General features: G+C 28.1%; 12 protein-coding genes. 2 read left to right on the forward strand and 10 right to left on the reverse strand.

The annotated features are described in order from the left end of the window. Both HUJ77_RS09700 and nrdD read right to left on the reverse strand, forming a co-directional pair. On the reverse strand, positions 1–336 hold a 336-nt coding region (locus HUJ77_RS09700), incomplete at its 3' end, for a 4Fe-4S single cluster domain-containing protein (protein ID WP_291708384.1). Positions 337–347: 11 nt separating this feature from the next. Next, positions 348–2,468 (reverse strand): anaerobic ribonucleoside-triphosphate reductase, encoded by a 2,121-nt coding sequence (nrdD, locus tag HUJ77_RS09705; RefSeq protein ID WP_291708385.1) that lies wholly within the window; start codon positions 2,466–2,468, stop codon positions 348–350. A 278-nt stretch (positions 2,469–2,746) separates the two neighbouring features. On the opposite strand from nrdD, the gene HUJ77_RS09710 reads away from it, so the two are divergent. Further along, positions 2,747–4,057 carry an aspartate kinase gene (locus HUJ77_RS09710; RefSeq protein ID WP_291708386.1) on the forward strand — a complete coding sequence of 437 codons (1,311 nt, stop codon included), beginning with the start codon at positions 2,747–2,749 and terminating at the stop codon, positions 4,055–4,057. 70 nt (positions 4,058–4,127) lie between these two features. On the opposite strand, the gene HUJ77_RS09715 is transcribed toward HUJ77_RS09710, so the two are convergent. The 8 genes from HUJ77_RS09715 to lepB form a co-directional block, all read right to left on the reverse strand. Then, a complete protein-coding gene (locus tag HUJ77_RS09715) occupies positions 4,128–4,604 on the reverse strand; it encodes a cupin domain-containing protein (RefSeq protein WP_291708387.1) in 477 nt (158 codons plus the stop codon). Between the two features lie 110 nt (positions 4,605–4,714). Beyond that, positions 4,715–5,515 (reverse strand): response regulator, encoded by an 801-nt coding sequence (locus HUJ77_RS09720; RefSeq protein WP_291708388.1) that lies wholly within the window; start codon positions 5,513–5,515, stop codon positions 4,715–4,717. 2 nt (positions 5,516–5,517) lie between these two features. Further along, a complete protein-coding gene (locus HUJ77_RS09725) occupies positions 5,518–7,221 on the reverse strand; it encodes a histidine kinase (protein WP_291708389.1) in 1,704 nt (567 codons plus the stop codon). Between the two features lie 171 nt (positions 7,222–7,392). Continuing rightward, on the reverse strand, positions 7,393–9,057 hold the full coding sequence (locus HUJ77_RS09730) for an iron ABC transporter permease (RefSeq protein ID WP_291708394.1): 1,665 nt from the start codon (positions 9,055–9,057) through the stop codon (positions 7,393–7,395). Positions 9,058–9,059: 2 nt separating this feature from the next. Further along, positions 9,060–10,172, reverse strand: a complete 1,113-nt coding sequence (locus HUJ77_RS09735) for an ABC transporter ATP-binding protein (RefSeq protein ID WP_291708390.1) — start codon at positions 10,170–10,172, stop codon at positions 9,060–9,062. A gap of 66 nt (positions 10,173–10,238) precedes the next feature. After that, positions 10,239–11,270 (reverse strand): ABC transporter substrate-binding protein, encoded by a 1,032-nt coding sequence (locus HUJ77_RS09740; RefSeq protein WP_366033185.1) that lies wholly within the window; start codon positions 11,268–11,270, stop codon positions 10,239–10,241. Positions 11,271–11,562: 292 nt separating this feature from the next. Beyond that, positions 11,563–12,354, reverse strand: a complete 792-nt coding sequence (locus HUJ77_RS09745) for a lipid II flippase Amj family protein (protein WP_291708391.1) — start codon at positions 12,352–12,354, stop codon at positions 11,563–11,565. A 103-nt stretch (positions 12,355–12,457) separates the two neighbouring features. Next, positions 12,458–13,054 carry a signal peptidase I gene (gene lepB / locus HUJ77_RS09750; RefSeq protein WP_291708392.1) on the reverse strand — a complete coding sequence of 199 codons (597 nt, stop codon included), beginning with the start codon at positions 13,052–13,054 and terminating at the stop codon, positions 12,458–12,460. 130 nt (positions 13,055–13,184) lie between these two features. Between lepB and HUJ77_RS09755 the strand changes: the two genes are divergently transcribed. Continuing rightward, positions 13,185–14,636, forward strand: coding sequence for an SPFH domain-containing protein (locus tag HUJ77_RS09755; RefSeq protein WP_291708393.1), 1,452 nt, complete (start codon positions 13,185–13,187; stop codon positions 14,634–14,636). Positions 14,637–14,766 lie beyond the last annotated feature (130 nt).

The following is a 14,766-nucleotide window of genomic DNA, read 5'->3' on the forward strand; positions in this document are numbered from 1 at the left end:
AGAGTTTAAAATATTTTCATATAAATAACCTGACCAAAGCCAAATGCTTTTATTAGTTTCAAGCTTTATTCTCTTTAATAAATTTGATAAATCCTTATCTCTAATTTGGTCCATAGGTTCTCCACCTAAAATATTTACTCCTACTATATTAGGATTCATTACTTGCTTAATGAAATCATCTTCAATGTCTTTAGTCCACTTTTCACCATAACTGAAATCTTGTAAATCCTTGTTAAAGCAGCCTTCACAATTATTGGTACATCCACTAACAAAAAGTGTAGCTCTTACTCCTGGTCCATTACTTACATCAAATTTTCTGATTTTCCCGTAGTTCATATTAATCACCCTTATAAATGTAGTACTCTATCTCCTATTTCTGCTGTTCTTCCTTTATTCCAGAAATTTGTTCCAATGTACCCACAAGTTCTTCTCATAACTTGCATTTCTGATTCATCTCTGTTTCCACAAGATGGGCAGTACCAACTTAATTCATCGTCTAGTTTAATTTCTCCAGTATATCCACATTTATAACATATATCTGGTTTAGTATTAATTTCTGCATATTGAATATTATGATATATAAAATTAATTATTTGCTCTATTGCATCTAAGTTCTTTGACATATCTGGTACTTCAACATAAGAAATGCAACCACCTAAACTAATACCATGGAATTGTGATTCAAATTTTAACTTACTGAAAGCATCTATTTCTTCGCAAACATGAACATGATATGAATTTGTATAATATAATTTATCAGTAACATTAGGTATAATTCCAAATCTTGCTTTGTCTAATTTGCAAAATCTATAAATTAGATTCTCAGCAGGTGTTCCATATAAACTAAAACCTAATCCAGTTTCATTCTTCCACTTTTGACAAGCTTCATTCATATGATTCATTACATCTAAAGCGAATTTTTCACCCTTTTCAGTTGTATGACTTTCTTTAAGCATTGCTTGAACCATTTCATGTATACCAACATAACCTAGTGATAAAGTAGAATATCCATTTTTTAATAATTTATCTATCTTTTCACCTTTATTCAATCTTGAAATAGCTCCATGTTGCCAGTGAATTGGTGAAACATCTGAAATAGTTCCAAGTAGCATATTATGTCTAGTTAACAATGCTTCTTTACAAAGCTCTAATCTTTGATTTAACATATCCCAGAATAATTCCATGTCTCCATCAGCTATAATAGCTATTTGAGGTAAATTTAAACTTACTACTCCTTGATTAAACCTTCCATACCATTTATAATTTTCATTTTCATCTTTCCAAGGAGACAAGTGAGACCTACATCCCATTGGCGGGAATGCATGACCTTCATAGTTTTGTCTCATCATCTTTGCTGATTGATAATCTGGTACAAGTCTTTTTGCAGTACACTTTGCTGCTAATTTAGTTATGTAATCATACTTGCCGCCTTCAAGACAATTATGCTCATCTAATAAATAAACTAATTTAGGAAAAGCTTCACCTATTTCTTGTCCTTTATAGTTTTTCATTCCCTCTAATCTTTGCTTTATCATTTCTTCACAAATTAAAGCCATTTCTTTTTCATAAGGATGTCCTTCTTCTATTTCTAAATAAATAGTTGAAAAAGGTGATTGGCCGTTAGTAGTTTGTAAAGTAGATAATTGATATCTTATTGTCTGAACCCCGTCCTTTAGTTCTTTCATTTTAATATCATAAGCAAGTTTTTCAGCTAATTCTTTATCCCCTAATAAGTCTAAGTAATGTTTATATGCTTTTTCTTCAGTAACTCTTAAATATTTAGCTAAGTGTTTTACAGTAATACTTTGTCCACCGTATTGATTACTTGATACTTGTGCAATTATTTGTGTTGTTACTGTACAAGCAGTTCCAAAAGATTTTGGAGATTCTACTAATTTTTCATTTATAACAGTTCCATTCTCAAGCATATCTTCCAAATTAATTAGGCAACAATTAAAAATTGGAGCAAGTGTATAATCCATATCATGCCAATGGATTGTTCCTTCATCATGCGCTTGAACTATATGTGCTGGAATAAGTCTTCTTCTAGATATATCTTTAGAAACTTCACCAGCAATTAAGTCCCTTTGAGTTGCAGCTATTACTGAATTCTTATTTGAATTTTCTTTTATTACATCCTCATTAGTTTTATTTAAAAGACTTAAAATACTTTCATCTGTAGTATTTGTGTTTCTTTTAAATTCTTGTACAGCTCTATAGCCTTCATAAGCCCTAGCTGTTACTGATTGTCCATAATGAAGCAACCTATCGTATACATATGCTTCAATTTTATTTATTGTAGGTGTTTCATTTTCATTAATAAAATACTTTTCTGCATCATTTGCTATAAGTTTTGCTATGTCACCTAAATATATTCCACTTCCATTTTTCATAGCTTTAGTAATAGCTTCTCTTATCTTCATCTTATCAAAATCCACTATACTACCATCTCTTTTAATAACCTTCATTAAATTATCAGCTCCCCACACTTAAGATCATTCTTTATAATTATATAATAAAGTATTTTTTCTTGCATATATTATAATTCTCGTGTGATTAAAAGAAACTATTATATTTTAGTTTATCTTAATATCTTTATGCTTTATTACTATCAACAACATTTTTATTTATCTAAATATAAGTAATATTATTCAGATTTATCTAATAATTCTGCAAAAAAATTTGAGATTTTATTAAATTATTGCTAATATATAGTAAATAATTATTTTATCAAGGGGGCTAAAAATTGAATACTATTGTAACAAAATTTGGGGGGAGTTCTTTAGCTGATGCTAATCAATTTATTAAGGTAAAGGAAATTCTTTTATCTAATGATAAAAGAAAAATAGTAATACCTTCAGCACCAGGAAAGAGAAATCCTAAAGACTTTAAAATTACTGATCTTTTATATCTTTGTCATGGTCATATTAAATCCAGTATACCTTTAGATGATGTCTTTAATCTTTTATCTAATAGATATAAAGACATAGTATCAAATCTTAATCTTAGCTTAGATATAGATTACCATTTAAACAAGATAAAAGAAGATCTTGAAAATGGTGCATCAAAAGATTATGCTGCAAGTAGGGGCGAATACTTAAATGGTATTATTCTTGCAAATTATCTTGATTTTGAATTTATAGATGCTAAGGATGTTATATTATTTAATAAATACGGATGTATTGATACTGAAGCTACATATGAAGCTTTACAAAAAGTCTTAAATGATAATTCAAAAGTTGTAATTCCAGGATTCTATGGAAGTGGTCCAAGTGGTAATATTGTTACATTTTCCAGAGGTGGTTCTGATGTAACTGGCGCTTTAGTTGCAGCTAGTATAAAAGCCGATTTATATGAAAATTGGACTGATGTTTCTGGATTTTTGATGGCTGATCCTAGAATCGTAAAAAATCCTATGCAAATCAAAAAAATTACATATAGAGAGCTAAGAGAGCTTTCTTATATGGGAGCTTCTGTTTTACATGAAGAATCTGTTTTTCCTGTTAGAGACGCAGGAATACCAATTAATATTAAAAATACTAATAATCCTAGTAATCCCGGTACACTTATTGTGAAAGATATGGAACCTGATTATAGTAATCCTGTTAAAGGTATTGCTGGCAAAAGAGACTTTACAGTTATTTCTATAGAAAAAGCAATGATGAATTCTGAGCTTGGATTCTGTAGAAAGGTATTATCTGTGTTAGAACAAAATAATGTTTCTTTTGAAAATATGCCTTCTGGAATAGATACAGTTTGTGTTGTTATATCTGATGCACAATTAAAAAATAAAACAGATATTTTAGTTGATGAAATAAGAAGGACATGTACTCCTGACTCTATTGTTGTACATCCTAATATGGCATTAATTGCTACTGTTGGAAATGGAATGTCTTCAAATAAAGGTATAGCAGCTAAAGTATTTAATTCTTTAAGTGAAGCAAAGGTAAATATAAGAATGATTGATCAGGGATCTAGTGAAATTAATATACTTATTGGTATTGAAAATGATGATTTTGAAAAAGGAATAAATGCTATCTACAATGCATTTGTTTAAATAAATAAAAAGAAGTTCGAAAGAACTTCTTTTTATTTTCTACTATAAATTTAGCATTAGAACTATAACATTAATTTTCTCTAGTTAATTTCATTATTATATCTTTATAGTTAGGATATAAGTCTAAAAGATATTCTCTTTTAAACAATTCAAATTCATCATACTGGAAAGCAGGTGAAACCATACATCCAACTAAAGCATAGCCATGGTTGTTCATTGCTGATCCAAATATACATCCCTTTTCCACTAAAACTTGAGGAGTTTCTCCATTTTCTATATTTTTACCTAATTTTTTAGTTATAAGTTCACCTTCATTTGTTATCATATAAATTGTTAAAGCTTCTCCATCATGATAATACCATAGCTCATCTGACTTTAACCTATGAAAATTAGATACTTCACCTGTTCTTAAAAGAAAATATATGCTACTCCATAATTTTTTATCTTTGTTAAACTCATCCTTTGATAAAAAGGATTCTTTAAAATATCCACCCTCAATATGTGGTTGCATATTAAGATTATTTATGTAATATTCTGCACTATTCATTTTTACTCTCCATATAAATTTAATATACCTATTTTTAAATTTTCATTTTACATAAAAATTATATATATTTATATTATATAATTCAAAGCAATTAACACAACATAAGAATTTTATTTAAATATAATACTATTAGCCTTCATAAAATCCTTTGGCGAAAAATTAGTATACTTTTTAAATACAATACTAAAATTTTTATAATCACCAAAACCAACTATATCTGCAATTTCATAAACCCTATATTTATCTCTTTCTTTCATCATTAATTCCACAGCCTTTTGTACTCTATATTTATTTAGCATATCTAAAAAAGTGTAGGAAGTTTCTTTTTTAAATTTTCTGCTTAAATAGCTTGGACTAACTCCTAGTTCATCTGCTAAGCCTTCAATACTAAGCTTTTCACTATACTCCTCTATAATTTTATTAATTGCATATTTTACATAGCTATTAACTTCTTTTGAATCTATGTATATTTTTAAATTAGTTAATTCAATTTTATCTTTTCTTTCAGTATGACATTTAATATCCTCATATAATTTCCTGTCATCTATTTTTTCTTTAATATTAGATACTACTTCAAAAAGTTCTTCTTCATTTATAGGCTTTAGTATATAATCTCCTACCCCTATAGAAATTGCTTTTTTTGCATAATCAAAATTACTATAGCTTGTTAATATTATACTTTCAAAATTTTGAGTGCTACTAGCTATTTTAAGCATATCTAATCCATTTAAAAAAGGCATTTTAATGTCTGTAATCACTAGATCTGGTTCTAGTTCTTGTATAATTTTTAAACCTGACTCGCCATCTTCTGCTTCGCCAACAACAATAAACCCCAGCTTTAACCAATCAATAGTATTTACTAAACCTTTTCTTATTATCTCTTCATCTTCAACTATAATTAACTTGTACACTTTTATACTTCCTTCCTTACATAAGGTAAAATTATAGTAACTCTAGTGCCTTCCCCTTCATTGCTGTCTATCTCAAGCCCATATTCTTCTCCGTAAATCAGCTGAATTCTCTTCTTAATATTATATAACCCAATTGTATCTGTATCATTTTGATTTTTACTTAATAATTTATTTAAATAATACATTCTTTCCTTTTCAATACCACATCCATCATCTTTTATAACTATATTTATTTTATCTTCTTTTATTATTGAAGTTATTTCTATATTAATTGTTGATTTATTTTCGAATCCATATTTTATTGAATTTTCAATAACAGGTTGTAGTAATAGCTTAGGTATTATTGATTCTAATACTTCATCCTCAATATTTATTTTAAACTGAAGCTTATCTCCAAACCTATATTTTAATATCTTTAAATAACTATTTATATATCCTATATCATCCTTTAACTTAACTGAATGTATTTCATTATTTATACCATATCGTAAAAGTGATGATAGGTTTACAATAATATCACCTGCTTTTTCTTTATCTAGCTTTATCATAATTCTAATTGTCTCTAAAGTATTAAATAAAAAATGAGGATTAAATTGTGCTTCTAAAGCCTTTATTTCACTTTGCATTCTAAGAGATACCTCTTCCTTATTGCTTTCAATAAGATTCTTAATATCTACTAGCATATTATTATAGGCTTTTGCAATTATACCTAATTCATCTTCAGAGTTGATTTCTAGATTTGTATCTAAGTTGCCTTCTTGAATACTTTCAATAGCTTTAACGATTTCATTAATAGTAACCGTTTTACTATAAGCTACCTTTTTAGAAATAAAGAGCATTAAATAAAAAATAATTAAGAAAAGTATAGCTAAAAAAATTCCTCCAATTAGAAATGCTCTATTAAACACGTTAAGATTAGTTATAGAATAAACCATAATACTAGAATCTTTCAATGTAGTCTTCTTAATATAATACGGGGTTCCATCTATATTAGAATAACCCTCTTTTTGTCTAAAGCCATTCTTTAGTCTATATAGTTGATCACTATATTTATTATTTGTAGCAGCTATTATATTGTGCCTATCTGTAATTATAATATCACTTGCTGTATATCCTGTAATTAAGTTAAAAATATCTTCTTCTGAAAAATCAAATATAATATATCCTAAAATTTCGTTATTATAGCAAATAGCTTTACCTAGTGTTAATATTCCATAAGCATATTTACCTTGGTCCACTTTATTAATCATGGTAATAACCTCTTGGTTTTTTAAATTCATTCTACTAAATATACCCCACATAAAAGTATTATCGTCACTAATATATTCAGGCTTAATATTATTATTAGAAATAATCATATTACCATCTTTATCAAAAACATAAAATTTACTTTTCACACTTCTTTTGTTTACAAATTTGTATAAAACCTCATAAATACTTTGTGGTTTTACTCCATCTTTAATTATAGAAATTAATCCTTCATCAGATGAAATATTATTAATTAGAGAGCTATACTCATTTAAATTATCTTCCATCAATTCAGAAATTTTTTCATTATTGTTATTATTTTCATTTACTATTAACTTATTACCCCAGTAAAATAAAACTATATATGCAATTAAAGAAACTAGTATAATTGGAACAATTGAATACCAAACTATAGTACTTCTAATTACATCGCTATATTTTTTAATTTTTTTATCCATAATCTTTCCCTTTATCACAAAAAAGGAGCTGTTTTAGCAGCTCCAAATTAATCATGTAGAATTTAAAATGTAGAATTATTGATGTAACTTGAAACAAATTACTTATAATAAACTCTTATTAAAATTTACATTTCCATTACTAATTTTTAATTTTATAGTAGTACCTTTTAATTAAAGGCTAATTTCCTTGCTTCCAGAAACCTTAAAGAATATTAATAATGAAATTACCGTAGTAACTGTTAATATTGTAGATAAGGCTGCAGCTGTTCCATAACTTGCTCTTATAACTTCAGTATATATAGATACTGATAATGTTTTCGTACTACCTGTATATAATATAACAGATGAACTTAACTCATTTATTGTTGTTATCCAGCTAAGTATAGCTCCTGCAAATACACCTGGTAACATCATAACAGCAGTAACTTTAAAGAATGTCTTAACTGGAGAATATCCTAAACTTATAGATGCTTCCTCCATACTAGGACTTATTTGATAAAGAATTGCTGCACTTGATCTTAATGTATATGGTAACCTTCTTACTACATATGCTATTATTATTATAACAAATGTACCACTTAATGCCAATGGTTTTTTATTAAATGCTAGTAATAAAGTTATACCTAATACTGAACCTGGAATTATATATGGGAACATAGTTATAGTATCAATAACTGATGTAAGTGCATTTTTTCTTCTTGTTGATATATAAGCTATAAACATTCCTAAAATAACTATTATTACTATAGCAATTAATCCGTAAGTATAAGTATTAGTTATAGCTGAACCTAACTTATTAAATACTGTTTTATAGCTCTTTAATGAAAATTCATTAACAAATCTTGCTCCCTTTGTATTTAAGAAAGAAGTATATATTACAGTTATTTGTGGTATTATAGCTAAAAATACAACAAAGTATACAAATATATGAGCAAATACATTTTTAGCACCCTTTAAGTTCTTTGCAACCATAGGTCTTAATGAACTCATTGTAAATGACTTTTTGTTTACAACATATTTTTGTGCCATAAATACTATTGAAGTAATTAAAACCATTATTGTAGCTAAAGCAGCTGCAAAATTAGCTTGTCCTCCAACTTCACTAATAAACTCTGAATAAATTAATACAGGCATTACATTGTAACCTTCTCCTATTAACATAGGTGTACCAAAATCTGCTAAAGCATTCATAAATACTAATAATGAACCTGCTAAAAGTGTTGGTAAAATTAAAGGAAGTATAACTGTAGCTATTTTTTTAACTGGCTTACAACCTAAACTTTCCGCTGCTTCTAATAATGAAACATCTATTTTCTTTAAAGCTCCAGAAACATATAGATATATGAATGGATATAACTTAAGAGTAAATACTAATAGTATTCCAGCAAAACCATATATAGGTGGAAGAGTAATTCCTAAATAATTTGCAAAGAATTTAGTAATAACCCCGCTTCTACCGCCAAGTAATACCCATGAATAAGCTCCTATAAATGGTGGTGATAACATTGAAATAATTACTAAAACTTCAATTAATTTTTTCCCTTTTATATTAAATGCAGTAGTTATATATGCTAATGGTGCTCCTATTAATATAGCTAATATAGTTACACAAATAGTTACTACAAAGGAATTCATTAATGCATTATAATAATATTTCTTTTCAAAAAATTTAGCAAAATTAGCAAGTGTAAATTCACCTGTTACTGTATCTTTAAATCCACTAATAAATAATGAAAATAAAGGATATATGAAGAAAACTAAAAATATAAGTGATATTATTAAAGTTACTATAGTCCAAAAATCAAATTTTAATTTAAATTTACTTTTTCCATTCATCATTAGTTTTCACTTCCTTTTACTAAGTTTTCCTCTCCATCTTCAGTGAAAACGTTGATTTTTTTAGGATTAACTTCTAAAAATAGACTGTCTCCTTCATTATAAATATGATCAGCAGTTCCAATATCTTGTGACAATTCTATAGAAGCTTGTCCTTCTAATAATTCATTATTATCAAATATAATTTCATAGTTTGTGTATCTACCAAGGAAAGTTGCAGTTTTTACTTTTGTTGACAAGCCTTTATCAGATATTATAAATTCTTCTGGTCTAACTGCTATAATAACTTTTTGTCCATTTTTTACTTCACTCTTTAGATTATCCATTTTAACAGTATAGCCTTTTTCAAACTTAACAAAGGTTTCATTTCCCTTTATTTCTACAGTTCCTTTATACAAGTTAGAGTGTCCTATGAAAGTTGATACAAAGATATTTCTAGGTCTTGTATATATTTCTTTTGGAGTTCCTACATGTTGAACTATTCCGTCCTTCATAACTGCAATTCTATCTGAAATTGCTAGAGCTTCTTCTTGGTCGTGAGTAACATATACAGTTGTTATTCCAACTTCTTTTTGAACTTCTCTTATTGCACTTCTCATCTCAATTCTCAATTTAGCATCTAAGTTTGAAAGAGGCTCATCCATAAGTAATACACTTGGATGAATAACAATTGCTCTTGCTAAAGCAACTCTTTGTTGTTGTCCTCCAGATAATCTTTCTGGCAATCTATCTTTAAATTGCTCTATTTGAACTACTTTTAATATGTCTGATACCTTTTTTTCCATTTCGCTTTTTGATGGTTTTCTTAATTTTAACCCATATTCTACATTTTGTTTTACAGTTAAATGAGGGAATATAGCGTAATTTTGGAAAACCATACCTATATTTCTCTTATGAGCTGGAATATCATTTATAACTTTATCTTCAAAGCTAATTTCTCCACCTTCAATACTGTTAAATCCTGCTATCATTCTTAAAAATGTCGTTTTACCGCATCCAGAAGGTCCAAGTAGAGTGAAAAATTCTCCATTTTCTATATCTAAATTCAAATCAGGAATTACAACATTATCACCATATTTTTTAATTACATTTTTTGCTTTAATTGAAACGCTCATTTTTACTTCCTCCTTTTAGTAAAATTAGTCTACAACATTCAGATGTAGACTAATTTAATAGTTTAATTACTTACTCGTGAATATTTCCTTAAATTTGTCTATCCAAGCTTGTTTATTTGCTGCTACTGCATCTGCATCATCTTTTATAAGATTAATTTCTTCCATAGCCTTTAAGCCTTCTGCTGGATTTACATCTTTTCTTACTGATCTTCTGCTTAATTCAGATGCAACCATTGTTTGAGCTTCCTTGCCAGTTAAAAAGTCTATAAATTTCTTAGCATTTTCCATATTTGGTGCACCTTTAACTATTGCAACACCATCTGGTTTAGATATAACGCCTTCCTTCATATAAACAATCTTAACAGGTGCTCCATCTTTAACATACTTTGCTCCACCTTCTTCAAAAGTTAAGCCAACAGTATATTCTCCATCTGCTACTCCCTTATAAACTGCAGATGAACCTGATAATAGCTTTCCATCTAAGTTTTCAGCTAGCTTGTCTGTGTAATCCCATCCCTTTTCTGGATCTCCATTACCCATTGCATAAAGCATATTTACTAAATGTTCAAAAGATGATGAAGATTTTGAAGGGTCAGCATGTGCTATCTTACCTTTTAATTCTGGATTTAATAAATCTTCATAGCCTTCTACTTTAATATCTCCAATTAAGTTAGTGTTAACCATAAGAACACTTGGAATGTCTGAGAATCTTGTGATTGTTCCTTCAACATTCTTGTTTTCATCTAACATATACTCTTCATTAACTGATAAATATTTTTCAAATAAATCAGTCTTTGGTTGTAATGTACCTAGGGAACCTCCCCACATTACATCTCCTAAAGGATTTTCTTTTTCTGACTCAACACGTTTTAATAGTTCTCCAGTACCAGCTGCAACAACATCTACTTGTATGCCAGTTTCATCTTCAAACTCTGCTACTATTGGATCAATAAATTCTAATGGATGAGGTGAATAAACAACTAAATTCTTAGACCCAGTATCTTCTCCTCCTGCAGCTGGTGCTTCTGTCTTTTGGCCACATGAAACCATACCAACCATCATTGAAGCACAAATTAGTGTAGCTAAAACTTTTTTCATTAACAATTCCCCCTTGTTTTTTATGTTTTATGTTCTTTGTATCTTTATATTACCAATTGTAAACGTATTAATAAACCCTTGAATCTGCATAAATATCTCAATTTATGAACTAAAATGAGAACAATATCATAATCTTAATATAAAAGTTCTATCTAACCCCTTAATTTATATAAAAATTAATCTAATAAAGTTAAAAAAAACTTATATAAAATAAAAAAGACTGATTAACAGTCTTCACTTAAAATACTTAATACTAATATAAAATTATTAAAGTTATACTAATGTGTCTAATTTATATATAATTTGCAACAAATGCTATTAGATATGAAGCAGGAACAAATAATCCTAGTGCTGCAAAAGTTCCAATAATCTTACTAAAGACCATACCAATTACACATCCTCTAAAGTCTTCCTCACTACATTTCCCCTCAATTACATCATCAGTCATTATAGATAAATGTGGATCTATAAAAATTGAAGTCAATATAGTTGCAGCACCATTAATAATTGGTGATAATGATAAACAAGTTGCTCTAAGTTCAGGCATTATACTTCCCGCATATATGGGTGCAAAGGCTCCAGCAGTAATAATAGCTACTGATATAAAATTATAAACTAAAATCCTTTTTGGAAGATTTTTAAAATTAATGCTTGTTAAGCTTTCCTTTACTGGAATTGCTATACTATCCCTCATGTATTTAACACCAGTCTTTGAAAAACTATGAATTATTAATTTAGGCATAGATTTTTCAATTGAAAAATGATCAACAGCCTTACTAAAGACTTTTTGAAATGTTGGAATTAAAAAAGCACCGACTATGGATGCTATTCCAGATACTATGATTATATAATTAAATATTCTTACTAAATCATTACTACTAGTATTACCTTCAACAAATTTTGTTAATAAAGGGCTTTGGAAAGTAACTGCTGTTCTAGATACTAACATAAGAATATTAAATACAGCAAAGGTTATAGCTATTTTTCCTGTTCTAACCCCTACCAATCTAGTAGAATAAGCTAATGTTCCAATTAAAGCAATTACAAAATTTAAAGACAAAACAATTATTATTTCAGTATCCATATATACTCCTTCATATTATCATTTAAAGATAGACTATTTAATAATATACTATAATTATAAATTAGTTAAAGTAAATAAATAAATATATTGTATTATTTATAATTTATTTTACTGCTCCAAATTTCTCCAAAGGAAATATTCTAAAGGTTGCTTTTCCTTCTATTTGATTGATATTTATTAATCCAAAATCCCTACTATCTTTACTAACTTCTCTATTGTCTCCTAAAACAAAATATTGATTTTTTCCTACAACTATTGGAAAATCAATATCTCTATTATAAGTTTCTCCTTTTATATATGTCTCATTTAACTTTTCTCCATTGATATATACATATCCTGAAGTAATGTTAATTTCATCTCCTTCTATTCCTATTATTCTTTTTACATACCGTGTTCTATTATCATTAAAAATCTTAAATGAAATAACTTCTTTTATGTACTTATAACTTTCACTAAGAACATTTCCCTTTTCCTCATCCTTTAAAAATATAATTATATCTCCTCTTTCAGGTTTAGAAAAATTATAGCTTAACTTATCTACAAAAAGCTTCTCATCACTATATAAAGTATTTTCCATAGACTTTTGCTGAACTTTTGCCATAGCAAATACTTTTGTATTAATTATAGATACTAACATTATACTTCCTATAATTATTATGATTGCTCCTCTAATTTCTTTAAATATCATCTTCCCTTTCATAGTCAACCTCCATTATTTTACAATAATTATATCATATATTATATACATTAAAAATATTTCATTTTTTACTTTTATTGTTATTTATGTTAAAATATTAATTGTATTATCAAATAAATGGAGGAAAATAATAATGAATGAAATGCTTGAAAAACTACTTAATGCACTACCAATAATATTTATAGTAGTCATAGTGCTAATTCTCTTCTTATCATTTTGGAGAAGAGTTCCAACTGATAAAGCTATGGTAATTACAGGTTTAAGAAAAAGAGTTTTATCAGGTAGAGGTGGTCTAATGATTCCTATTCTAGAAACCTCTTCTACAATTTCTTTAGAAAATATTTCAATGACCACAGATGTAAATGAAGCACCAGCGAAACAAGGTATATTTGTAAATATAGTTGGTACTGCTGTTATCAAAGTTAAAAATGATACTGAAAATGTATTAAAAGCTGTTGAACAATTTTGTAGTGGTGGAGAAAAAAATACAGTTAATGTAATTAGAACAATTGTTGAACAAATATTAGAAGGTAAACTAAGAGGAATAGTATCTACATTAACAGTAGAACAAATTAATGAAGATAGATCATCCTTTGAACAAAGAATTGAAGATGATATTAGAAATGAACTTGGTTCTATGGGATTAGTTTTAATATCATATACAATATTAAAAATCAGCACACAAGGTGGATATCTAGAAAATAGAGCTAAACCTCAAATTGCGGCTGCAAAATCTGAAGCAGACATTGCAGAAGCTGAAAGAAAAAGAGATACTGAAATTAAAACTGCTCTAGCAACTAGAGAAGGTCAAAAAGCAAAACTTGAATCTGAAACTGAAATTGCACAAAGCGAAAGAGATAAAAGATTAAAGTTAGAATCCTTTAGAGCAGAACAAGATAAAGCAAAAGCTAATGCTGACGTTGCTTATAAATTACAAGAGGCTGAAAATAATGCATTATTAGCTGAGCAACAAGCAGCACTTGCTGAAAAAGAAGCTCTAGTAGTAGAAAAGAAATTAATTGCTGAAGTAAAAAAACCAGCAGATGCTAAAAAATATGAAGTGGAAGTTGCTGCTGAAGCTAGTAAAATACAAGCAATAAAAATAGCAGAAGCAGAAGCGGAAACAATAAAAGTTAAGGCAATTGCTGAAGCAGAGGCTAAGAAAATACAAGCAGAAGCTGATGCAGCTGCTATTAGAGCTCGTGGATTAGCTGAAGCAGAAGCTATTAAAGCCCGTGGTCTTGCTGAAGCAGAGGCTAAAGATAAATTAGCAGAGGCTATGGCTAAATATGGAGAAGCTGCTATTGTAGAAATGATAGTTAATAGATTACCAGATGTAATGAAAGAGATTGCAAGTCCGTTAGATCAAATAGATAAATTAACAGTTATCGATAATGGTGGAAATCAAGGTGCATCAAAGGTTTCAAAAATAGTAACTGATGTAGCTGCAAATGGTTTCGAAGTTCTAAAGGATTTAACAGGTGTTGATTTATCAAGGGTAATAAATGATTTTGTAAACAAAAAGCCATCTTCATTAGAACCTAAAACTGAAATAATTGATGCAGAAAACTCTAATAATGCATAATGCGTAATGGATAATGCATAATAAAGGTAGTAATTTGTTCCAAATTACTTAAATTAAAAAAACTCCCTAAATTAGTATAATCCCCTTATGGTAGACAAATATAAAAAGACCCTTATAATTAGGTTAGATA

The sequence above is a fragment of the Clostridium sp. genome, from assembly GCF_021443865.1.
In the GTDB taxonomy this organism is placed as follows: domain Bacteria; phylum Bacillota; class Clostridia; order Clostridiales; family Clostridiaceae; genus Clostridium.

Bases quoted from the DNA above. Each gene is read 5' to 3' on its own strand.
- HUJ77_RS09735 (WP_291708390.1), bottom strand. From the start codon at position 10,172: ATGAGCGTTTCAATTAAAGCAAAAAATGTAATTAAAAAATATGGTGAT.
- HUJ77_RS09715 (WP_291708387.1), bottom strand. From the start codon at position 4,604: ATGAATAGTGCAGAATATTACATAAATAATCTTAATATGCAACCACAT.
- lepB (WP_291708392.1), bottom strand. From the start codon at position 13,054: ATGAAAGGGAAGATGATATTTAAAGAAATTAGAGGAGCAATCATAATA.
- HUJ77_RS09725 (WP_291708389.1), bottom strand. From the start codon at position 7,221: ATGGATAAAAAAATTAAAAAATATAGCGATGTAATTAGAAGTACTATA.
- HUJ77_RS09730 (WP_291708394.1), bottom strand. From the start codon at position 9,057: ATGAATGGAAAAAGTAAATTTAAATTAAAATTTGATTTTTGGACTATA.
- nrdD (WP_291708385.1), bottom strand. From the start codon at position 2,468: ATGAAGGTTATTAAAAGAGATGGTAGTATAGTGGATTTTGATAAGATG.
- HUJ77_RS09740 (WP_366033185.1), bottom strand. From the start codon at position 11,270: ATGAAAAAAGTTTTAGCTACACTAATTTGTGCTTCAATGATGGTTGGT.
- HUJ77_RS09755 (WP_291708393.1), top strand. From the start codon at position 13,185: ATGAATGAAATGCTTGAAAAACTACTTAATGCACTACCAATAATATTT.
- HUJ77_RS09745 (WP_291708391.1), bottom strand. From the start codon at position 12,354: ATGGATACTGAAATAATAATTGTTTTGTCTTTAAATTTTGTAATTGCT.